This is a genomic window from Mycolicibacterium lutetiense (assembly GCF_017876775.1).
GTDB classification, from domain to species: Bacteria; Actinomycetota; Actinomycetes; order Mycobacteriales; family Mycobacteriaceae; genus Mycobacterium; species Mycobacterium lutetiense.
In genome coordinates, this window is the sequence record NZ_JAGIOP010000001.1 from 722,871 (window position 1) to 744,948 (window position 22,078).

Here is a 22,078-nt window from a genome sequence, read left to right on the forward strand (position 1 = left end):
GTTCAGACGTCGGCGGGTCCGGATCGGTGAAAGTCCAGGTCAGTCGGTATGTCGGTATCGGGCAGGGGTGTTACAGCTACAGTGCATGGCGTGACGGTCCGCACGGCCACCAAGCCACTACTCCGCAATGCCAGAACCTTGGCGGTATTGGCTACGGCAATGGTCCCGGTGTTCGCCGGGTGCTCGACTGATGAGCCCGCGTCCCCGCAGGTGCCGCAGAGCGAGGCGCCGAGTGCCGGCGGCACGGGCGCGCACGGTCCGCATTTTCCGCATTGCGGCGGCGTGAGCGATCAGACGGTGACGGAGTTGACCCAGGTTCAGGGGCTCGTCAACACCGCGACCAATTCCTCGGGCTGCCAGTGGCTGCAGGGCGGCAGCATCCTGGGGCCCCACTTCTCCTTCACGTGGTTCCGGGGCAGCCCGATCGGCCGGGAACGCAAGACCGAGGAACTGTCGCGAACCAGCGTGGAGGACATCAACATCGAGGGTCACAGCGGTTTCATCGCGGTCGGGGAGAACCCGCTCAAGGCCGGCGACGTCAACCTGTGCGAGATCGGTATCCAGTTCGACGACGATTTCATCGAGTGGTCCGTGAGCTTCGACCAGAAGCCCTACCCCGAACCGTGCCAGGTGGCCAAGGAGCTGACCCGCCAGTCGATTGTGAATTCCAAATGAGCATGCAGCGTGGGGTCGCGGGGGTCATGGCCGCGCTGGCGGTGTTCGTCGGGCTCACCGGTTGCACCCGCACCGTGGACGGTAACGCCGCCAAGGAGGGGTCCAGTGGCGGCCCCAGCAACAACAAGTCCGAGAAGACGTACCCCAACCTGCTCAAGGAATGCGATGTCCTGACCACGGACATCCTGGCCAAGACCGTGGGGGCCGACCCGCTCGACATCCAGAGCACGTTCGTCGGTGCGGTCTGCCGATGGCAGGCGGCCAATCCGGCCGGCCTGGTCGACATCACCCGGTTCTGGTACGAGCAGGGCAGCCTGGACAACGAGCGTCAGACGGCCGAGAAGCTGCAGTACGCGATCGAGCAACGCCGGATCGCCGGTGTCGATTCGATCATCATGAGACCGCAGGGGCTCAACGGGGCATGCGGCGTGGCCAGCGACGCGGCCGGTGTGGTCGGCTGGTGGGTCAATCCGCAGGGGCCGGGAATCGACGCCTGCCCCATGGCGATCAAGCTCATGGAACTGACGCTGGCCACCAACTCTTAGCGGGGCACGGCTCAGCGGGGCACGTGGAAGCGCACCAATGCCGCGCCGCCCAGCGCGAGCTGGTCCCACGGGCCGTTGAAGCGCAGCACTGCGATCGCCGAGGTCGGGAACTTCAGTGAAATACTCTCCGCCGCAATCCGGTTGGAGCCGTCCGCCAGGCCGAGTGCGACTGCGGACATGGCCGGTTCGTGGCCGATCACCAGAACCGTCGACGGGTCGGCGCCGAAACGTGACGACACACCGTTGATCTCGTCGATGACGGTGCCCGGTCGGGCGTCGTAGATGCGCTCGGCGTACTGCACGGGTGCCTCGATGCCGGTGCGTTCCAAGGTCTGACGGGTCCGCGTCGCCGTCGAGCACAGCACCGCGTCCACGTCGGTGATGTTGGCCCGGATCCAGTCCCCGGCCAGGCCGGCCTCCCTGATGCCCCGCGCGGCCAGCGGTCGGTCGTGGTCGGCGACGCCGTCGGGATAGTCCGACTTGGCGTGGCGCATCAGCAGCAGGGTTCTGATCGGACTGATCGGATCGGCCATTTCAACAGGGTAGGCACCCGCGCGGGGCCATGCCGCTGCAGGTCCCGGGACTTGTCGGCGCCCGGACCTACACTCGCCTTGCTCGGAAGTTGAAACCGGCAAACGATCACGGAAGGGACGGGCCGATGCGTTTTCTGCACACCGCCGACTGGCAACTCGGCATGACCCGTCACTTCCTCAGTGCCGGTGACGGTGAGGCCCAGCCCCGTTACTCGGCGGCGCGCCGGGAGGTGGTCTCGGCCCTCGGTCCGGTGGCCGCGGCCTCGGGTGCGGAGTTCGTCGTGGTGTCGGGAGATGTGTTCGAGCACAACCAGTTGGCTCCGCGCGAGGTCAGCCTGTCGCTGGAGGCCATGCGGGCCATCGGGGTGCCGGTGTATCTGCTGCCCGGCAACCATGATCCGCTGGATGCCGCCTCGGTCTACACCAGCGCGCTGTTCACCGCGGAATGCCCGGACAACGTCGTGGTCCTCGATCGCGCGGGTGTGCACGAGGTGCGGCCCGGCCTGCAGATCGTTGCCGCTCCGTGGCGGTCCAAGGCGCCTACTTCGGATCTGGTCGGGGACGTGCTTGCCGATCTGCCCGCCGACGGGACCACGCGGGTCGTGGTCGGGCACGGCGGGGTCGACATCCTCGATCCGGACAAGGACAAGCCGTCGCTGATTCGGCTGGCCGCCGTCGAGGACGCGCTGGCGCGCGGTGCGGTGCACTATGTGGCTTTGGGGGACAAGCACTCCCGCACCGAGGTCGGATCGACCGGCCGGGTCTGGTATTCGGGTTCGCCCGAGGTGACCAACTACGACGACATCGAATCCGATCCGGGCCATGTCCTGGTGGTCGAGATCGACGAGACCGAGCCACACCGGCCGGTACGGGTGGATTCGCGGCGGGTGGGCCGCTGGCGCTTCATCACCCTGCGCCGCGAGGTGGACACCGACCGTGACGTGGCCGATCTGGACCTCAATCTGGACCTGTTGACGGACAAGGAACGCACCGTGGTCCGCCTGGCGTTGACGGGCTCGCTGACCGTGACGGACAAGGCCGCGTTGGACGCCTGCCTCGACAGGTACGCCCGCCTGTTCGCAGCCCTCACCGAGTGGGAGCGCCACACCGAGATCGCGGTCCTGCCCGCCGACGGCGAGTTCGACGACCTGGGTATCGGCGGGTTCGCGGCCGCCGCGGTGGACGAATTGGTGGCCACCGCCCGTACCGAGGGTGCCGGAGCCGACGATGCGCGGGCAGCGCTGGGGCTGTTGCTGCGTCTGGTGGACCGGGGTGCGGCATGAAACTGCACCGTCTGGTCCTGACCAACTACCGCGGCGTCACCCACCGCGAGATCGAATTCCCCGATCACGGCGTGGTGGTGGTCAGCGGCGCGAATGAGATCGGCAAGTCCTCGATGATCGAGGCGCTCGACCTGCTGCTCGAGGCCAAGGACCGCTCGGGCAAGAAGGAAGTCAAGCAGGTCAAGCCGACTCACGCTGACGTCGGCGCCGAGGTGGCGGCTGAAATCTCCACCGGTCCTTACCGTTTCATGTATCGCAAGCGCTTTCACAAGCGTGCCGAAACCCAGCTGACCGTGCTGGCGCCGGTGCGCGAACAGCTCAGCGGGGACGAGGCGCACGAGCGGGTACTGACCATGCTGTCCGAGACGATGGACACCAGCCTGTGGCAGGCCCAGCGGGTGTTGCAGTCCAGCTCGACCGCGCCGGTCGACCTGTCCGGCTCGGACGCGCTGGCCCGGGCCCTGGACGTGGCCGCCGGCGAGGCGGTGGCGCTCTCGGGGGACGAGCCGCTGCTGATCGAGCGCATCGACGCGGAGTATCTGCGCTACTTCACCGCCACCGGTCGGCCCACCGGCGAATGGGCGGCCGTGACCAAGCGACTGGCGGCCGCCGAAGGCGAGGTGGCGCAATGCGCCGCGGCGGTGGCCGAGGTCGATGATGCGGTGCGTCGGCATGTCGAACTCAGCGTCGAGGTCACCGGATTGGCCGGTGAACACGAAGCAGCCCAGGCCGGTCTGGGCGCGGCCCGTAAGGCTGCCGAAGCGGTTGCCGCGCTGGTGCAACGGCTCAAGGAGGCCGATGTGGTGGCCGAGGCCGCCCGGGTGGCGCAGGCCGCGGCAGCCGCCGCGCTCACCGAACGTCGACGGCTGCGTGCCGACCTCGACGAGCGGGCCGCCACCATCACCGAACTGCAGGCCACACTGAGCACGGCCGACGATGAAACCACCACGGCCCGTGGGGTTCACGAGGCTGCCGAAGCCGCCGGCGAACAGGCTCAGGGAGCAGCGCAGGAGCACGAAGCCCGGGTGGAGACCGCACGTACCACCCTGACGCGGATGACCGACCGCGACGAGGCCGACCGGCTGGCTGCCCGGCTGAGCAAGATCGACGCCGGCGTGCGTGATCTCGACCGGGTCCATCGCGAGCTCGCCGAGGTCACCCTCGACGATGCGGGGATGCGGACCATCGAGTCGGCGGCGGTCGCGGTGGAACGGGCCGCGGGACAGGCTGAACTCGCTTCGGCACGAATCGAACTCGTGGCAGTCACCGACTGCGATGTCCGGGTGGACGAGGCGCAGGTGTCCTTGGCAGCGGGCCAACCGTGGTCGGTCAACACCACCGCCGACACCGAGGTCGACGTGCCCGGGGTGCTCACCGTCCGAGTGGTGCCGGGAACGCCCGCCGCGCAGACTCAGGCGCGTCTCGACGAGGCGCAGAATGCGCTGACTGCTGCGTTGACCGCTGCCGGAGTCGACGGCGTCGACGCCGCGCGGGCCCTCGATGGCCGGCGCCGGGAACTGATCGGCAGCCGGGATCGCTTGCGCGCCACTGTCGAGGCGCTCACCGGCGATGACCAACTGACGGATCTGCGATCCCGGCTGGCGCAGCTGCGGTCCGGGCTGCCCGATGAGACCGGGTTGTTCGAGCTGGCCGGACCCGCCGACATCGCCACCGCCCGAAGCGCACTCGATACTGCGGTGGCGATGCACCGCCAGGCGGTGGCCGACAGCGAGACCAGTCGCAAGGTGATCACCGCGGCGGCCCAGAAGCTGACGGAAAGGTCGACCCGCCTGAGCGTGCTGCGCGAGAAGCTCACCACGGCACAGGCGGAGCTGACCGTGGCCGGCGGCCGGTTGGAGGTCCAGCGTGCACAGGCCGGTGACGACGAGTTGGCGGTCAAGGCCCAGACCACCGACGAGGAAGCCGTTGCCGCCGCGGGCCGCGCGGCCGGCCTGCGCACCGAATTGTCGTCCACCGCACCGGATTCGGTGAAAGTCGCACTCGATGAGGCAGTCCGCTGCGCCGGGGTGATCGATGCCCGCCACCGGGAGGCGGCCGACGCGCTGCGGGAGCTCGCGGCACAACTCAAGGTGTACGGCACCCAGGGGCGCAAGGGGCATCTCGACACCGCCGAGACCGAACGGGAGCACGCCCACGCCGAGTACCTTCGGGTGCACCGCCGGGCCCGTGCCGCCGAGACCCTGCGGTCGGTGATGGCGCGGCACCGCGATGCCACCCGTCAGCGCTACGCCGATCCGTTCCGCCTCGAGGTGCAGCGGCTGGGCCGGCTCGTGTTCGGTGAGGATTTCGAGGTCGACGTCGACAGCGATCTGAACATCAGGACCCGCACGGTGTCCGGCCGCACGGTGCCGTACGAATCGCTGTCGGGCGGTGCCAAGGAGCAATTGGCGATCGTCGCGCGGCTGGCCGGGGCCTCGATGGTGGCCAAGGAGGACAGCGTGCCCGTCATCATCGACGATGCACTGGGGTTCACCGATCCGGAGCGGTTGACCAAGATGGGTGCGGTGTTCGACGCCGTCGGCGGGGACGGACAGGTCATTGTGTTGACCTGCAGCCCGGAGCGCTACGCCGGCGTCGGCGGTGCGCACCACATCGAATTGACGGCTTAGAAGTAGGCGTTGGACGGAACGGGCGTGCCGTGCAACAAGTTCTGGCCGATCACCCGGGCTTTGTAGGCGACCGGGTTGTGCAGGGTGATGGTGCGGATGTTGCGCCAGTGCCGGTCCAGGTTGCGCTGCCGGGAGGCAGCACTGGCCCCGCCGAGTTCCAGCAGTCGGGTGGCGGCCTCGGGGGCGACATCGTCGAGGTGCACTTTCACTTTGGCGACCTTGAGCTGGGCTTCCGCCGCGAGCAGCAGGTCGGGTACCCCGTCGACGGCAGAATCGGTCGCAGCGCCGATCGCCGCCGCCGCGTCCAGCACGGCGGCCCGCGCGATGTAGGCCGTGCTGGCCAGGACCCCGAGTTGCCGCTGGAGCAGGGGATCGTCGGTGGGCCGTTCGGTGACGGCATGGCTGAAGTTGCGCTCGCGTGAGCGCAGCAGCGCCACTCCGTCGTCTACGACATTGGCCAGAATTCCGGCTACCACCGCGTGGATGAACAGCTGCAGAGAGGCGTACTGCACGGTCGGAACCGGTTCGGCGTCATACGGAGCATCAGAAAGGATCTCGTCGGCAGCGACCGAGACATCGGTGAGCGTCGTGGTACCGGTTCCGGTGCGGCGCTGCCCGAAACCGTCCCAGTCGTCCACGAGGCGCACTCCTTCGCGGTCGGTGGGAACCAGGACGTTGGCCACCGAATCGTGGTCGGTGGTGGCGGTCACGGTCAGAAAGTCCGAAAACAGGGTGCCCGTGCTGTAGTACTTCTCGCCGGTCAGCCGGAAGGCGCCCGGATTAGCCTTGTCGGCCAGCAACCGGGTGTTGAACACCAGGCTGCCCACGGCCAATGAGCCCTTCTCGCTGAATGCGTTACCGAAGATCTTGCCCTCGGCGATCTTGCCCAGCCAGTGCCTGGAGACCGGATCATCGGCATTGCGTAGGCGCTCCTCGGTGAACCAGAAGTGGGTCCGGAAGATGTGGGCCACGATGGGGTCCGCCTTGGCCACGTCAATCACCGTGGAAAACAGCTGCGGCACAGTGAATCCGGAGCCGCCCAGGGACTCGGGCAGGCGCAGGGCGCCGAACCCGGCGCGCTTGAGCGCCGCGACCTGATCGAAAGGGTTCTCGTCGTCCAGGTCACGGTCCTTGGCGCCGGAGGCGATTGAGGCCAGCAGATCATCCCATTGCTGGGTCCCGGGCTGGATGCGGGTCACGTTCTCGACGGAGGTCATGGCACCGTTGTATCCGGACCGGGCATCGGAGGGCACGTGTTCGGATCAGCCCGAACCCAATCCCTTCACCCGCATACCGTAGAGATAGGTGGTCAGGTATTCGTTGATCACCTGGACCCGCACGTCAGGGGTGTCGGGAATGGTGATCAGCAGTGCGTAGAGCCCGGCGAAAAACGATGCGCCATTGTGTAGCACGTCTACTGCGTCCGGGATCTCGCCGGCGTCCCTGGCGCGCTGGAGTTCTTCGATCAATGCCACCAGTACAGGATGGTGTGCCCATTCCTCCGCGGGCGGGCGGGTCGTGGAGAAATGCAGTGCCAGAAAATCTTTGAACAACGGGCGGCCCAGACGCCGCTCCAACTTTTCCAGCATGCGCACGGATTCGGTGAGGGTGGCGCGTACATCGTGCGGTGTGGCGAAGAATCGGATGAGCCCGGCGGCCATCCGCGCCTCCTCGCGCTGTTCCAGCTCCACCAGGACGTGTTCCTTGGTGGGGAAGTGGAAGAAGAAGGTTCCGTGGGCGACACCCGCGGCCGCCGCGATCGCGGCCGTATCGGCTGCGGCCATGCCGTCGCGTTTGAACTCGGAGATCGCTGCGCCCAGCAGCCGCTCCCGTGTCTGCAAGCCCTTGCGGCTGCGGGGGGTGGCCTTGAGCACGGCTCGATGCTACGTCACTTATAACTGACTGTACTCAGTATGGGTCTTTCATTATGAAGCTGCTGCCACTACGGTTTCTGGGGTAAGCAGTTCTGACTTAAGTCAGTTTTGGAGGTAGGGATGCAGATCCTGGAGCAGGTTCAAGACCTGCCGAAAGCCGGCAACATCAAGGCCCAGTGGGTGAGCCTGTGGACCGGTCCGGTCGTCGGGGTTGTGCTGCTGGTGGCGCTGCTGGCGTTTCCCGGCTTCTGGCCGCCGATGTCACCGACCTGGAACGCGCAGCAGGTTGCCGAGTTCTACGCCGACCACACCGCATGGATCCGGTTCAGTCAGGTGACCTTCAATCTCTGCGGAATCCTGATCCTGCCGTTCTTCATGGTGATCGTCGTCCAGATGAAACGCATGAAGGGCCAGACCGACGTGTTCGCCTACTGCTACCTCACCGCGGTGGTCAGCGGTGCCACGATCTTCGCGTTGTCCAACGTTTTCTTCCTGGCGGCCGCGTTCCGTCCGGACCGTAGCCCGGAACTGATCATGCTGCTCAACGATCTGGCCTGGATCGTGTTCATCGCGCCGGTCGGCATGGTGGTGTCGCAGTTCGCCCTGCTGGCGGTCGCGGTCTACTTCGACAACGGGCCCACTCCGGTGTTCCCGCGCTGGGTGGGGCACTACTCGCTGGCCACCGCATTGGCGATGATTCCGGCCGCGGGTGCGGCGGCGTTTCAGACCGGGCCGCTGGCCTGGGACGGCGTGCTGGCCTTCTGGTTGCGCAACGGGGCCTTCGCGATCTTCGTCATCGTGATGTTCTTCGTGCTGCGCCGCGCGGTGATCAGCCAGGCCGTGTCCGAAGGCGTCGTAGCGGGACCGGTGCAGGCGTGACCGTCCTGACCGAGGCGCCGCCGGGCCGGCCCGACGTGCGGTTGATGACCTGGTTCTTCCCGCTCTGGTACGGGGCCTTCGGCGTCATCATCTGCATCCTGACCCGGGTGACGCCACCGCCGCGCCCCGATGTCACCGCGGCCGACAAGGTGGCGTTCTTCGTCGAACACGGTCTGACCATCAAGATCGGCTTCTGTCTACTGCTGATCCTGCTCGGTGGTGCGGCGATGACCAACGGATTGGTCGCGTACCAGATCAAGCGCATGTCGGTGGGCTCGGTGTTCGCCTACGGCTACATCGGTGGCATGGGCGTCGGCGCTCTGCCGGGATTTCTGTTGGTGTCGGTGTGCTTTCTCACTGCGGCCTTCCGCCCCGACCGCGACCCCGAATTGATCAGCCTGCTCTATGACCTCGGAATGCTTTCCTACAACGGGTCATTGGGCTGTTTCACAGCGGCCTACCTGGTATTCGCGATCGCCATCCTCTACGACAAGAACAACATCTTCCCGGTGTGGTTCGCGTATGTGACCATCTGGCAGATCATCACCGAAGTGATCGCCACCCAGATGTTCGTGTTCGAGTCGGGGCCGTTCGCCTGGAACGGGTCGATCGCGTTCTGGTGGGCGGTCGTGGTCTTCTCGGTCTGGCTGTCCGCCCTGATCGTGCTGCTGCGGCAGGCCCTCAATCGTGAGGAAATATGCAGTGACACAAACTGATTCGCGACCACAGGTATCGTCGGAGCATCTGCCCGGCGACGGGCACATGTGGGTGATGGTGCTCGGTGACCTCGTCATCTTCGGTGGCTATTTCATCGTATTCATGATCTACCGGACCATGCATCCGGACGAATTCCTGCGTGCTCAACAGCATCTCGACATCAACATCGGTGTCGTCAATACGGTGATCCTGCTGACCAGTTCCTGGCTGGTGGCCCGGGCGGTGCTGGCCGTCAGGGCCGGCCGTCACGAGGCGGCCATCCGACTCACCTACGCCGGCGGTGTCGGCGGCCTGATGTTCATGGCCTGCAAGGGTTATGAATGGGTCGTCAAGATTCGGAACGGGCACACCAATTCGGAGATGTTCTACTCCTTCTACTACGTGTTGACGGGTGTGCACCTGATTCACGTGCTGATCGGTCTCATCGTGTTGGGCGTGATCGTGCGGGAGTTGCGCAATCCGTCTCGTCGTCGGGCGTCGGTGGTGGAGGCGAGTGCGGTCTACTGGCACATGGTGGACGTGCTCTGGGTGATCATTTTCGGCCTGCTGTATGTGGTGAGGTGACGATGACCGAAAAGGCTGTGACTCAGACGTGGCTGCTGCTGGTCGTCATCACCGTCGGATCCTGGTGGTTGGCGCCGGCGCAGTATTCGGACACGTTGCGGGCCAGCGTGCCGATCACCGCTTTGGTGCTCGTGCTGACGCTGATCAAGTCCCGGTTGATCATCCGGCAGTTCATGGAGGTCCGCACGGCACCGAAGTGGCTCAAGCTCGCCACCGACGGCTGGCTGATGGTGCTGTTCGGTGCGATCTTTGCCATCTATCTGATGTGAGCGTTGCGCGGCACAATGGGGCGCAATGACGATGAACGCCAAGCGCAGGCGGGTGCACGCCAAGCTGGCTGCGCTACCAGGGCTGCGGGCGGTGCGACGCCCGCTGAGTCCGGGTTCTGACGAGCACTTTGACCTGTTCTATGTGCGGGCCGGACGCAAATCGGCACACCCGGTGGTCATCATCCCTGGCGGTCCCGGCATGGCATCGATCCAGCCGTACCGCGCGCTGCGCAGGCGAGCTGCCGCGGCCGGATGCGACGTGATCATGATCGAGCACCGCGGTGTCGGGATGTCGCGGCACACTGACGCGGGTGCGGATCTGCCGCCCGCGGCGATCACCGTCGAGCAGGTGGTCGACGACATCGCCGCAGTGCTCGATGACGCCGGCGTGCACGACGCGGTGCTGTACGGCACCTCGTACGGTAGCTACATCGCCGCTGGTTTCGGGGTGCGCCATCCGGACCGGGTCTCCGCGATGGTGCTGGATTCGCCACTGCTGTCCACCGCCGATATCGACGCCATGCGCAGTGCAGTTCGCGGTCTGCTGTGGGAGGGGACGGACCCGGAGACCGTGACCCTGGCACCCAAGGTCCGGCGCCTGGTGGCCGACGGGGTATTGGCCACCAGGGGTGGAGAACTGGCCGGCCTGCTGTACGGGTTCGGCGGCGCTGCCCTGCTGGACCGCCAACTCGATCTGTTGCTGCGTGGACGCACCGTGGTCTGGTCTGTGCTCACCTGGCTCAGCCGCATGTCGACACGAAAAGTGCCGTACCGCAACGAGGTAGATCTCGTCGGGCGGATTGCCTTCCGCGAGTTGAACTACGCCGGGGTGCCCGACGGCCTGCCGTTGGACCCGGCGCTGGAGATGGCCGACATGATCGGGAGTGCGAAGTTCTTCGAACCCTTCGAGGCTGAACCTTTCGACCTGCCGGCCGAGTTGCCGAACTTTCACTGGCCCACCGTGGTGTTGTCCGGTGGCCGGGACCTGACCACGCCCCCGGTGGTTGCCGAGCGGATCGCGGCCTTGGTGCCCGGCGCGGTCCTGGTCAAGCTGCCGACGGTGGTGCACAGTGTGATCGATACCAGGGAGCGGGCTGCCTTGGCGGTGATTCAGGCGGTGCGTGACGGTGTGGCCGAACGACTTTCGGCCTCCGCCGCCGAACTGGACGGCCTGCCTGCGCGTCCGTTGATCCGGGTGGCGGTGTGGGCCATTGCGGCTGCCCTTGTCGTGGAGGCGGCGATACCCACCGCCAGAACGCGAGCACGGCCTACTTGAGGAAACCGACCTTGGTGTAGTCGGTGTCGGCCAGTCCGGGGGCTCCGAAATTGGCCAGGCTGCTGCGCACGGCGACGTTTCCAGGTGACTGGAACAAGGGGAGGCTGAACACCTCGGCGAACAGCATCTGGTCCAGCTCGTTGGCCAGCGCCAGCGCCTTGGCCGGGTCCAGCTCCTCCAGGGTCTGCTCGATCTTGGCGTCGATCTCCGGGCTGCCGATCTTGCCGAAGTTACTGGCACCATCCTGCGCGTAGATCTGGGTCAGCGAGCTCAGGGGGAAAGCGTCGCCGAGGAACGCGAACTGGGCAATGTCGAAGTCACCCTTGATGATGTAGTTGGTGAAGAAACCGGTGCCCGGCTTGGTGTCGAGCTTCAGGTTCACCCCGATCTGGCCGAGCATGTTCTGTGCGATCTGGGCTACCTGCCGGGTGCTGCCCGCGTCGTAGAACACATTTCGGATGACGAGTTCCTTGCCGTCTTTCTCGCGGAACTGCCGTCCGTCAGGCACTATCCAGCCCAGGGCATCGAGTTCGGCCCTGGCCTTGTCGGGGTCGAAGGCCACCGCGGCGGCGTTGTCCTGGTAACCCTGCTGACCCGCCACGAAGATGTGATTGTTCAGCGGTACCGGGTTGTCGGTGAGACCCCGCTGGGTGATGTTGGCGATGGCCTGCCGGTCGATGCCTTTGGCGACGGCACCGCGCAGCGCCGGATCGGCCAGGATCGACCCGGGAGCGCCGTTGAACGTCAGGTGGTACCAGCTGGCCGACGGTGCCCGCCGGATGCTGATGCCCGGGGTCTTGCGGGCAATGGTCAGTTCGTCCAGCGAGGCGGTGCCGGTGGCGTCGATCGTGTTGTTCTGCAGTGCCGGTATGCGTGCGGAGTCGTCGAGCACCAGATAGGTGATCGTGTCCAACAGTGGCGGGGCGCCCCACCATTTCGGGTTGCGGCTCAATGTGATCCGCTGCGCGCCCCGGTCGATGTTGGACACCATGAACGGGCCGGCCGACGGTCCGGGTTGGGTGAGTTGGGCTTTGTTGAATGCCTCAGGAGTGGCGGTCATGCTCTTGGGCAGAAGTCGGCCGTTGCCGGCGAACATGCCCTTCCAGTCCGCGTACGGTTTGGCGAAGGTCATCACGGCCTGTCGGTCGTCCACACCGCGGGTCACCGAGGCCACCCGCTCGCTGCCGCTGGGGGCGGCGATGACGAACGCGGGGTTCTTCCCGCTGTTGGCCTCGGTCTGGGACTTGATGTCCTCCCAGGTGATCGGAGTGCCGTCGGACCAGACCGCCTTGGGGTTGATCGTGTAGGTGACCACTTGGGGGTTGGTACCGGTCAGTTCGACGTTGGTGAAGTAGTCGGTGTTCACCGTCGCCGTTCCGTCGGCGGCGATCACGAAGGCGCGGGGCATCGTGGGCCTGGTGAGCGAGCCGACATCGCCGGTGTTGCCGTCGAGGTGCAGTGGGTTGAAATTCGACGGGAATTCGGTCAGGGCCAGGCGCAGGTTGCCGCCCTGGCGCAGGTTCGCCACGTCCTGGGGGTTGATGTCGTTGGTGGTGCCGACCTCGGCGTTACCGCCCGCCGGCGGGGTTTCCCGGTCGCCACCCGAACACCCGGCCAGGGCCAGTGTGGTGACTGCTGCGACGATGGCGAAACGCTGGAGCTTGAACCCGTTGAACCCGTTCACCCCGTCGATGCTAATTGCCTGTGACGGGTTGCGGCACCGCCGCCAGCAACTTGCGGGTGTAGGGGTGCTGTGGGGCGTCGAACACGGCATCGCCGGAACCCTGTTCGACGACCGCGCCCTGGTACATCACCGCGACGTCATGGGCCAGGTGCTTGACCACCGACAGGTCGTGCGACACGAACAGATAGGCCAGCCCGAACCGGTCCTGCAGATCGAGCAACAGGTTGATGATCCCGGCCTGGATGGAGACGTCGAGCGCGGAGACCGGTTCGTCGAGCGCGATGATCTTGGGCTGCAGTGCCAGGGCCCGGGCGATCCCGATGCGCTGCTTCTGGCCACCGGAGAATTCGGCTGGGTAGCGGCTCGCGTCGGCGCGCCGCAGGCCCACCAATTCAAGTAACTCGGCCACCCGCTCGTCGATCCGTGGCTTGTCGAAACCGTTGGCGGTCAACGGCTCGGCCAACACATCCGACACCGGCAGCCGCGGGTCCAGCGAGGCCACCGGATCCTGGAACACCACCTGGAGGTCGGTGCGCAGGGCCCGGCGGGTCCTGCGGCTCAGGGTGGCCACGTCGGAGCCGAGTACTTCGATCGAACCGGATTGTGGTGCAGACAGATTCAGGATCTGGTGCAACGTGGTGGACTTGCCGGATCCGGACTCGCCGACGATGCCGAGGGTGCGGCCGCTGTGCAGGTCGAAGCTGACGTTGTCGACCGCGCGGACCTCGCCGACCTGCCTGCGCAGCACCACGCCCTTGGTCAGCGTGTAGGTCTTGGACAGGTCGCGCACCCGCAACACCACCGGGGTGTCGGCGGACGGGGTGTCAGCAGTGACGGTGGCCGAGCCGGCCACCTCGTAGATCTCGGCGGCGCTGCGCCCGGCGACCTGCTCGGTGCGGATGCAGGCTGCGTGGTGGTCCGGCTCCACCTCGATGAGTTCTGGCTCGGCGGCTTCACATTCGTCGACAGCCAGCGGGCAGCGCGGGGCGAATGGGCAGCCCTGCGGCATCGTGGTGAGCGAGGGCGGGGCACCGGGGATCGGCACCAGCCGGGTCCCCTGTGGGGCATCGAGCCGTGGCACCGAGCCGAGCAGTCCGACGGTGTAGGGCATCCTGGCCTGCTCGTAGAGTCGGGCCACCGGTGCGTCCTCGACGGCCCGTCCGGCGTACATCACCAGGGCCCGGTCGGCGAACTCGGCCACCACGCCGAGGTCGTGGGTGATGATGAGCACCCCGGCGCCGGTGACGTCACGCGCGGTTTTGAGCACGTCGAGGATCTGGGCCTGCACCGTGACGTCCAGGGCCGTGGTGGGTTCGTCGCAGATCAGCAGATCGGGGTCATTGGCGATGGCGATGGCGATCACGACACGTTGCCGTTCGCCGCCGGAGAGTTCGTGCGGGAAGGCTCGGGCTCGCTGTTCCGGTTGCGCGATACCCACCAGTTCAAGCAGTTCCACGGCGCGGGTCCGGGCCGTGCGCCGGCCCAGGTCGCGGTTGTGCACCGTGAGGGCCTCGGCGATCTGGTCGCCGACGGTGTAGACCGGAGTGAGCGCGGACATCGGGTCTTGGAACACCGTGCCGATGGTGCTGCCCCGGACGCGTGACAGTTCCGCGTCCGACAAGCCGATGAGTTCCTCGCCGCGGAGCCGCACCGATCCGGAAACCTCGGCGAACTCGGGCAGCAGGCCGACCACCGCCATGGCGCTGGCCGATTTCCCGGCGCCGGATTCGCCGACGAGTGCGACCACCTCGCCGGCATTCACGTGAAAGTCGAGGCCCCGCACCGCGTGTACCGCGTCGGTATCGGTGGGGAAGTCGACCTTGAGGCCAGACACTTCGAGTAGTCGACTCATCGGCGGGCCTTCCTCCGGCGCCGCCGCAGCCCGCCGCTACCCGGGTCGAGGGCGTCGCGCAGCCCGTCACCGACCAGGTTGGCGCACAGGATGATCAGCACCAGCACCCCGGCCGGGAACAGAAATACCCAGGGGAACGTCGTGGCGGATTTGGTGCCGTCGGCGATCAGTGTGCCGAGTGAGACGTCGGGCGCCTGGATACCGAATCCCAGGTAGCTCAAACCGGTTTCGGCCAGTATCGCCACACCGACGTTGAGCGCAGTGTCGATGATCAGGATGGACGCGACGTTGGGGAGGATGTGCCGCACGATGATGCGGCCACTGCTGACACCCATATACCGTGCGGCCAAAACGAATTCGCGTTCCCGCAGGCTCAGGGTCATTCCGCGCACAATGCGTGAGCTGATCATCCAGCTGAACGCCGAGAGCAGCACGATCAGCCAGAACACCCGGTCCGACTGACTCAACCGCGGGGTGACGATGGCGATCAGGATGAAGCTCGGCACCACCAGCAGCACGTCGACGATCCACATCAGCGTGCGGTCGCGCCAGCCGCCGAAGTAGCCTGCGACCGATCCGACTGTGGCGGCGATGAGGGTCGAGATGAACGCGACGCAGACGCCGATCAACATGGATTTCTGCATGCCGCGCAGGGTTTGGGCGAAAATGTCCTGCCCCAGTGCGTTGGTGCCGAACCAGTGGTCGAGTGACGGCGGCTCCTGCAGCGCGTAATAGTCGAGGTCCGAGTAGTTGTAGGGCAGTACCGACGGCAATGCGTAACAGGCCACGAACATGACCACCAGAAGCGCGAGCGACACCACGGCGGGCCAGTTGCGCAGGAACCGGCGGAACACGAGGGTGCGCCGAGTGGCGAATTCCTCGGTGTGCAGACCCGAACGGGCCGCGGTGGCCTCTGAGGCGGTGGCGTCAGACGTCATGTCACCCTCACCCTGGGATCCAGTACCGCATAGATGACATCGGAGAGCAGACCGGCCACCAGGATGACGGTGCCGGTGAAGACCGTGATGGCCGCGATGATGTTGGTGTCCTGGGTGGCGATGCCCTGCACGACCCATTCACCCATGCCGTGCCAGCCGAAGATCTTCTCGACGAACACCGAGCCGGTGACCAAACCGGCCACGCCGTAGGCGAACAGGGTGGCCATGGGGATGAGCGCGGTCCGCAGGCCATGCTTGAACAAGGCTTGGCGCCGAGTCAGACCTTTGGCCCGCGCCGTGCGGATGAAGTCCTGGCCGAGCACATCGAGCATCGCGTTGCGTTGATACCGGCTGTACCCGGCGATCGCCATCAGTGCCAGCGTGAACGTGGGCAACACGAGGTGCTGCAACCGGTCGACGAACTGATCCCAGGCGCCGCCGACGGGCACCGGTGCGGTTTCCCCGGTGAACTCGAACAGCTGCACGCCCAGTATCGAGTTCACGTTGAGCGCGGCCAGGATCAGCATGTTGGCGATCACGAACGAGGGCGTGCTGATCACCAGCAGCGACAGCACCGTGATGACCCGGTCGGACAGTCGGTACTGGCGGATCGCGCCCCAGGCCCCGACCACCACACCGATCACTGCGCCGGAGATCGCCCCGATGACGAGCAGGCGCAGGGTCACGCCGATGCGTCGCCACAATTCGTCGGAGACCGGCTGTCCGGTCACGGTCGTCCCGAAATCGCCCCGGACCGCCCCGGCGGCCCAGTCCACGTAGCGCAGGGGAATCGGCTTGTCGAGGCCGAGCTCGGCGCTCTTGGCGTCGATCGCAGACTGCGGTGGCCGCGGATTGCGCTGTTCCAGGCTGTCGAGGGGTTTGAAGTTCAACGACGTCAGAGTGAACGTCAGGAAGGAGGCCAGGGCCAGCAACACCATGTAGTTGAGCAGCCGGCGCGCAAGAAAGCGCGTCATCCGGATGTCCCTGCCCACGGCTGCATGGGACACAGGGTAAATCAGCCGGGAACCGGAATCCCTCATCGCGGCGATGTGAGCTTTCGGCGTGCCCGCGCCCGGTGGTGAACTGGCAGGCGGCTCACAGCTTCGGCCTAGAAATCGGGCGTTCACTGAAGCACATGAAGGTCAGCGGACTGAAGAATATGAGAGTGATCGCTGCGGTCGCCGGTGGTGCGGCAGTGGTGGGGCTGGGCGTGTTCGGAGCGGTCTCGGACGTACACCTGGGGACTCATGCGGTGGCCTCCGGATCCCACATGAACATCGGCCAGACGACCACGGAGACGACGCCGCCGACTGCTCCGGCGGTCTCGATGGCAGTACCCGCGATGCGGGGCTACACCCCGCCGTCCGGGTTCGCCACCACGCACTGAGTACTCGGCGAGGCGGGACATCGGTTTCACCTCCGGCAGCAGCGGTTATACGAGGTTGCGGAGGTGAGCGCATTGAGTAGCGCGAAGGGAAACAATCAGCGAAATCTCAAATGGATCGCGGCCGGGGTCGGGGCGGTCGGGGGGTTAGCCACGGCGACGCTCGGGGTGGGCATTGGCGGTGTCGTGACCGGAGCCCCCCAGCGGGTCGAACCACCGGCCATCACCACTGGCCAGACCGTTGCTCCGACCACTCCGCCGACCGCTCCAGAGACATCGCACGCCTCGCCGACAGTCTCGGCGACGACACCGCCGGGGTTTGCCACGCCGCACTGACGGCGGCTGATTTCGTCGATCGGATGCCACGTGTGCGGTTTTGCCCGACTGGGTCCGACCGGTAGGCAGGTCGGTGTGAGAGCAGACGAACGCAACAGGTGGACCAGGCACGCGGTGGCCGGGGTGGGAGCGCTCGCACTGGCAACGATGGGTGCATTCGGCGCGATGGTGGCCGAGCCGCCGAGCAACGGAGCGGTGCCGGCGGGCCAACTGGGTGAAACCGTCACGAAGACAACGGCTCCCAGTGAGATCAAAACACCTTTCGCCAAGCCGAAGTTGAAGGTGGACCTGCCCAAGGGTTACGGCAACGGCTGATCTTCACAGCTGGCGCATAGAGAGCGCTCAGGTCGGGCCTAACGAGCGGGCGAATACTGAGCGGGTGAGTCCGACGACCAATGGCACCGATCCCGACGCGCGGACCGTCATGCGCCGTGCCGACGGCAATCCGATCCAGGTCCTGGTGGTCGATGATGAGCCCGTTCTGGCCGAGCTGGTGTCGATGGCGCTTCGTTACGAGGGCTGGGACATTGCCACTGCGGGCGATGGCGCGAGTGCCATCGCGGCGGCCCGGGTGAATCCACCCGATGTGGTCGTCCTCGACGTGATGTTGCCCGACATGAGTGGTCTGGACGTCCTGCGCAGACTGCGGGAGCAGATTCCCGGCCTGCCGCTGCTGCTGCTGACCGCCAAGGATTCGGTGGAGGACCGCATCGCCGGCCTCACCGCAGGCGGCGACGACTATGTCACCAAGCCGTTCAGCCTCGAAGAAGTGGTGCTGCGGTTGCGGGCGCTGCTCCGGCGCACGGGTGTGACCAGTGCAGACGGCGGAGCCAAGATCGTCGTCGGCGACCTCGTGCTCGACGAGGACAGTCATGAGGTGACCCGCGCCGGTGATCCGATCACCCTGACCGCCACCGAGTTCGAGCTGCTGCGGTTCATGATGCGCAACGCCAAACGGGTGTTGAGCAAGGCCCAGATCCTGGATCGGGTGTGGAGTTACGACTTCGGCGGCCGGTCCAACATCGTCGAGCTGTACGTCTCGTATCTCCGCAAGAAGATCGACAGCGGACGGGAACCGATGATCCACACGCTGCGCGGTGCGGGTTATGTCCTCCGACCTGCGCGCTGAGGCGACGCCGGGGTCCGGCAGTGCCGCCCGGTGGTGGTTGCCGCGGACCTGGTCGTTGCGGGCTCGGCTGGTCGTCACCCAGGTAGCCCTCCTGGCGGTGGTGTGCGCGAGCATCGGCATCGCGACAGAGTTTGCGCTGCAACGGTTTTTGATGAACCAGCTCGACGATCAACTGATCGAGGCCGGCTGGCGCTCGGCCGCCATCTTCGAATTGCCTTCTCCGCCACCGGGAACCCCGCCGCCGCCGGGGATGCGCCGTCATCACCGCATACCGTTCGACCCAGAGGGCGGGCCGGGCCCCGGATTCCTCAACGCACCGGGGCAGGCCGCACGCATGGTCGGTGCGGTGGTGGCACCGAACCGGCCGGTGGATGCGGGTGTGATCACCGCCGACGGCGACCGACTAGGGGTCACTGCGGCCGCGGCTGCCCAGCTGTCCCAGATTTCGCCGACCAGGCATCCCGAAACCGTTGACCTCGACGGGCTGGGGCGCTACCGGCTGATCGGCCTGCCCCCGCGCCACGGCGGCCCGCAGACCATCGTGACCGGGCTGCCGACCGCCGTTGTCGACGACACCCTGTTGTGGGTGCTGGGGATGTTCTGTGTGCTGGCGGTGATCGCTCTGATCGCCGCGACCACCGCGGGAACCCTGATCATCCGGCGTCAACTGGCCCCGCTGTCACGCGTTTCGGCGGCTGCGCGCCGAGTGGCCGATCTCGAGCTCGACCGCGGCGAGGTGGAGTTGCCGACGTCGATCGTGGCGGTCGACCCGGTTACTGCCCACACGGAAGTCGGCCAGCTCGGCACCTCGCTGAACCGGATGCTCGACCGCATCGCCGGTGCGCTGTCGGCCCGGCACGCCAGTGAGACCCGGGTGCGCCAGTTCGTCGCCGACGCCAGCCACGAACTGCGGACACCGTTGGCCGCCATCCGGGGTTACACCGAGTTGGCCCAGCGGAAACGCGACGATCTGCCCGCCGACGTGGCCCACGCGATGAACCGGGTGGAGTCCGAGACCACGCGGATGACCCAGTTGGTGGAGGACATGCTGCTGTTGGCCCGCCTTGACGACGGCCGGCCGTTGGAACGCGACAGCGTGGACGTGTCCCGGCTGATCGTCGACTCGGTGAGCGACGCCCACATCGCCGGCCCGGAACACGAGTGGTCGCTGGATCTACCCGAGGACCCGGTGGTGGTCGAGGGCGATGAGGCCAGGCTGCATCAGGTCCTGGCGAATCTGCTGGCCAACGCGCGGACCCACACCCCGCCGGGTACCTCGGTGACGGTGTCGCTGAAACCCGACGCCGGTGCGGTGCTGCTGACCGTCGCCGACGACGGTCCGGGCATCCCGGCGACGCTGCTGCCCGACGTGTTCGAACGATTTGCCCGCGGTGACTCGTCGCGTTCGCGGCGCGGAGGCAGCACCGGGTTGGGCCTGGCGATTGTGGCTGCGGTGGTCAAGGCGCACGGCGGCACCATCGAGGTGAGCAGCACGGCGGGTTCCACCGAGTTCGTGGTGCGGCTGCCGGGCGAGAGCTCACAGGGCACGCACAGGACGGACCAATCGGGCACCTAGCGGCCGCGGCAAACATGAAGTGGTGACCCTTGTTGCCGCGGAGCTTCTGCCTGCCGAGCAGTCCCAGACTCGCGCAGAAGCCCGGCGGGCGATGCGATTCCCTTCGGGCCCGCACCGGGTTGCCCTCGGACTGTTGTTGGCCGGCACCGCGGTGCTCTACCTGTGGAATTTGTCGAGCAGCGGGTGGGCCAACGCGTTCTATTCGGCCGCCGCGCAGGCCGGCGCCGAGAACTGGACCGCGATGCTGTTCGGGTCCAGCGACGCCCGCAACGCCATCACCGTCGACAAGACGCCCGCGGCATTGTGGATCACCGACCTCTCGGTGCGCCTGTTCGGGCTGAGTTCGTGGAGCATCCTGGTGCCGCAGGCCTTGATGGGTGTCGGTGCGGTCGCGGTGCTCTACGCGGCGGTGCGCCGGGCGGCCGGGCCGTGGGCCGGTCTGTTGGCCGGCACGGTGCTGGCGCTGACGCCGGTGGCCGCGTTGATCTTCCGGTTCAACAATCCCGATGCGCTCCTGGTGCTGTTGCTCATCGTGGCGGCCTACTGTGTGCAGCGCGGGATCGAAAAAGATTCCAGCCGTTGGTGGTTCGTCGCTGCAGGGACTGCGGTCGGCTTCGGATTCCTGGCCAAGATGCTGCAGGCGTTCCTGGTATTGCCGGGACTTGCCGCAGCGATGCTGGTCGCCGGCGACCGCCCGCTGGGGCGGCGCGTGCGGGATGTCGTCACGGCGGCCGCAGCGATGGTCCTCAGCGGTGGCTGGTATCTGGTGCTGGTGGAGTTGTGGCCGTCCTCGTCGCGGCCCTACATCGGTGGTTCGCAGCACGACAGCATCGTCGAATTGGCCTTGGGGTACAACGGTCTGGGCCGGCTCACCGGTGATGAAACGGGGGGTCTCGGCAACCTGAACTTCGACGTCGGGCCGGGTCGGTTGTTCGGATCGCAGATGGGCGCCGATATCGCCTGGTTGTTGCCTGCCGCGCTGATCTGTCTGGTGGCCGGTCTCTACTTGACCCGCCGGGCCGGGCGCACAGACCCGACCCGCGCCGCACTCATCCTGTGGGGTGGTTGGCTTCTGGTCACTGCCCTGGTGTTCAGCTTCATGAACGGCATCGTCCATCCGTACTACACCGTGGCCCTCGCCCCGGGGATCGGTGCGGTCCTCGGTATCGGCGCCACGCTGCTGTGGCGGTGCCGCACCGACATCCGCGCTGCCACGACGATGTCGGGTGCGGTGCTGGTGACCACGATTCTGGCCGCGGTGCTGTTGGCCCGCAACGACGATGCGTTCCCGTGGCTGCGGGCCGCGGTGGCGGTGGTGGGTGTGGGCGCCACGGTACTGCTGCTGGTGGTCGCACGGTTGGAGCGCCCAATGGTGCGGGTGACAGCGGTGCTGGCGACCGCGGCCTGCCTGGCCGGTCCAGCCGTGTACTCGATCGCCACGGCGTCCGTCCCGCACACGGGGGCGATACCGTCCGTCGGTCCATCGCGCGGTGGCGGCGGGTTCGGCGGAATGTTCGCGGCTCCCGAACCCGGGCCGGCCCTGACCGCGACGCTGGCCGCCGATGCCGACCGCTACCAGTGGGCGGCCGCCGTGGTGAGCTCGTCGAACGCTGCGGGATACCAATTGGCCACCCGCGCACCGGTGATGGCGGTCGGAGGCTTCAACGGCACGGATCCGGCGCCCACGCTCGAAGAATTCCGGCGTCTCGTCGACGACGGCGCCATCCACTACTTCATCCGATCCCGCATCATGGCCGGCAGGTTCGGCGGACACACGCCCAGCGGCAGTCGGGCGGCCACCGAGATCGCGGAATGGGTCCAGGCCCACTACAACCCGGTCACCGTCGACGACGTCACCATCTACGACCTGACTCAGCGTGCGTCGAACACATAGCCGGCGCATAGCTTCGTCCAACCCGGGTCACACGCCGGCG

Annotated in this window: 21 protein-coding genes; 14 read left to right on the forward strand and 7 right to left on the reverse strand. The window is 66.7% G+C overall.

The features are described 5' to 3' along the window. Positions 1-81: 81 nt before the first annotated feature. A complete protein-coding gene (locus tag JOF57_RS03555) occupies positions 82-675 on the forward strand; it encodes a DUF3558 domain-containing protein (protein ID WP_407666530.1) in 594 nt (197 codons plus the stop codon). Then, positions 672-1,220, forward strand: a complete 549-nt coding sequence (locus JOF57_RS03560) for a DUF3558 domain-containing protein (RefSeq protein WP_209913693.1) — start codon at positions 672-674, stop codon at positions 1,218-1,220. Before JOF57_RS03555 ends, JOF57_RS03560 begins: the two co-directional genes overlap by 4 nt. An 11-nt stretch (positions 1,221-1,231) precedes the next feature. On the opposite strand, the gene JOF57_RS03565 is transcribed toward JOF57_RS03560, so the two are convergent. Then, a complete protein-coding gene (locus JOF57_RS03565) occupies positions 1,232-1,753 on the reverse strand; it encodes a SixA phosphatase family protein (protein WP_209913695.1) in 522 nt (173 codons plus the stop codon). A gap of 125 nt (positions 1,754-1,878) precedes the next feature. Here JOF57_RS03565 and JOF57_RS03570 point away from each other — a divergent pair, with 125 nt between their 5' ends. Then, positions 1,879-3,036 carry a metallophosphoesterase family protein gene (locus tag JOF57_RS03570; RefSeq protein ID WP_209913697.1) on the forward strand — a complete coding sequence of 386 codons (1,158 nt, stop codon included), beginning with the start codon at positions 1,879-1,881 and terminating at the stop codon, positions 3,034-3,036. After that, a complete protein-coding gene (locus tag JOF57_RS03575) occupies positions 3,033-5,666 on the forward strand; it encodes an AAA family ATPase (protein ID WP_209913699.1) in 2,634 nt (877 codons plus the stop codon). The genes JOF57_RS03570 and JOF57_RS03575 overlap by 4 nt, the downstream gene beginning before the upstream one ends. On the opposite strand, the gene JOF57_RS03580 is transcribed toward JOF57_RS03575, so the two are convergent. Together JOF57_RS03580 and JOF57_RS03585 are read right to left on the reverse strand one after the other, a co-directional pair. Next, positions 5,663-6,883 carry an acyl-CoA dehydrogenase family protein gene (locus JOF57_RS03580; RefSeq protein WP_209913701.1) on the reverse strand — a complete coding sequence of 407 codons (1,221 nt, stop codon included), beginning with the start codon at positions 6,881-6,883 and terminating at the stop codon, positions 5,663-5,665. The two genes, JOF57_RS03575 and JOF57_RS03580, sit on opposite strands and share 4 nt — an antisense overlap. A gap of 45 nt (positions 6,884-6,928) precedes the next feature. Then, the gene (locus JOF57_RS03585; RefSeq protein WP_209913703.1) at positions 6,929-7,540 is read right to left on the reverse strand and encodes a TetR/AcrR family transcriptional regulator; all 612 of its coding nucleotides are present in this window, start codon (positions 7,538-7,540) and stop codon (positions 6,929-6,931) included. Between the two features lie 120 nt (positions 7,541-7,660). On the opposite strand from JOF57_RS03585, the gene JOF57_RS03590 reads away from it, so the two are divergent. From JOF57_RS03590 to JOF57_RS03610, 5 genes are read left to right on the forward strand one after another with little or no spacing between them, the layout of a single operon-like run. Continuing rightward, positions 7,661-8,419, forward strand: a complete 759-nt coding sequence (locus JOF57_RS03590; RefSeq protein WP_209913705.1) for a hypothetical protein — start codon at positions 7,661-7,663, stop codon at positions 8,417-8,419. Positions 8,420-8,463: 44 nt separating this feature from the next. Beyond that, entirely contained in the window at positions 8,464-9,135 is a 672-nt protein-coding gene (locus JOF57_RS03595; protein WP_234937882.1) for a hypothetical protein, read from the forward strand. 46 nt (positions 9,136-9,181) lie between these two features. Beyond that, positions 9,182-9,700: a cytochrome c oxidase subunit 3 gene (locus JOF57_RS03600; RefSeq protein WP_234937883.1), complete on the forward strand. Its 519-nt coding sequence runs from the start codon at positions 9,182-9,184 to the stop codon at positions 9,698-9,700. 2 nt (positions 9,701-9,702) lie between these two features. Continuing rightward, positions 9,703-9,969 (forward strand): cytochrome C oxidase subunit IV family protein, encoded by a 267-nt coding sequence (locus JOF57_RS03605; RefSeq protein ID WP_209913711.1) that lies wholly within the window; start codon positions 9,703-9,705, stop codon positions 9,967-9,969. Positions 9,970-9,994: 25 nt separating this feature from the next. After that, the gene (locus tag JOF57_RS03610) at positions 9,995-11,245 is read left to right on the forward strand and encodes an alpha/beta fold hydrolase (RefSeq protein WP_209913715.1); all 1,251 of its coding nucleotides are present in this window, start codon (positions 9,995-9,997) and stop codon (positions 11,243-11,245) included. Here the strand turns inward: JOF57_RS03610 and JOF57_RS03615 are convergent. Genes JOF57_RS03615 through JOF57_RS03630 form a run of 4 tightly spaced genes read right to left on the reverse strand, consistent with a single transcriptional unit; the run spans position 11,238 to position 16,693 of the window. Further along, on the reverse strand, positions 11,238-12,929 hold the full coding sequence (locus JOF57_RS03615) for an oligopeptide ABC transporter substrate-binding protein OppA (protein WP_209913717.1): 1,692 nt from the start codon (positions 12,927-12,929) through the stop codon (positions 11,238-11,240). The two genes, JOF57_RS03610 and JOF57_RS03615, sit on opposite strands and share 8 nt — an antisense overlap. 10 nt (positions 12,930-12,939) lie before the next feature. Further along, positions 12,940-14,781, reverse strand: a complete 1,842-nt coding sequence (locus JOF57_RS03620; protein ID WP_209913719.1) for an oligopeptide ABC transporter ATP-binding protein OppD — start codon at positions 14,779-14,781, stop codon at positions 12,940-12,942. Next, positions 14,778-15,719 (reverse strand): oligopeptide ABC transporter permease OppC, encoded by a 942-nt coding sequence (locus JOF57_RS03625; RefSeq protein WP_209913720.1) that lies wholly within the window; start codon positions 15,717-15,719, stop codon positions 14,778-14,780. The genes JOF57_RS03620 and JOF57_RS03625 overlap by 4 nt, the downstream gene beginning before the upstream one ends. After that, positions 15,716-16,693 (reverse strand): oligopeptide ABC transporter permease OppB, encoded by a 978-nt coding sequence (locus JOF57_RS03630; RefSeq protein WP_209913722.1) that lies wholly within the window; start codon positions 16,691-16,693, stop codon positions 15,716-15,718. The genes JOF57_RS03625 and JOF57_RS03630 overlap by 4 nt, the downstream gene beginning before the upstream one ends. Before the next feature lie 185 nt (positions 16,694-16,878). Between JOF57_RS03630 and JOF57_RS03635 the strand changes: the two genes are divergently transcribed. The 5 genes from JOF57_RS03635 (at position 16,879) to JOF57_RS03655 (ending at position 22,038) form a co-directional block, all read left to right on the forward strand. Next, positions 16,879-17,106 (forward strand): hypothetical protein, encoded by a 228-nt coding sequence (locus tag JOF57_RS03635; RefSeq protein WP_234937885.1) that lies wholly within the window; start codon positions 16,879-16,881, stop codon positions 17,104-17,106. A 408-nt stretch (positions 17,107-17,514) separates the two neighbouring features. Further along, positions 17,515-17,754: a hypothetical protein gene (locus JOF57_RS03640; protein WP_209913725.1), complete on the forward strand. Its 240-nt coding sequence runs from the start codon at positions 17,515-17,517 to the stop codon at positions 17,752-17,754. Between the two features lie 109 nt (positions 17,755-17,863). Then, the gene (locus tag JOF57_RS03645; protein WP_209915775.1) at positions 17,864-18,568 is read left to right on the forward strand and encodes a response regulator transcription factor; all 705 of its coding nucleotides are present in this window, start codon (positions 17,864-17,866) and stop codon (positions 18,566-18,568) included. After that, on the forward strand, positions 18,546-20,144 hold the full coding sequence (locus JOF57_RS03650; protein ID WP_209913727.1) for a sensor histidine kinase: 1,599 nt from the start codon (positions 18,546-18,548) through the stop codon (positions 20,142-20,144). Before JOF57_RS03645 ends, JOF57_RS03650 begins: the two co-directional genes overlap by 23 nt. A gap of 91 nt (positions 20,145-20,235) precedes the next feature. After that, positions 20,236-22,038, forward strand: a complete 1,803-nt coding sequence (locus JOF57_RS03655) for an ArnT family glycosyltransferase (protein WP_209915777.1) — start codon at positions 20,236-20,238, stop codon at positions 22,036-22,038. Positions 22,039-22,078: the final 40 nt, after the last annotated feature.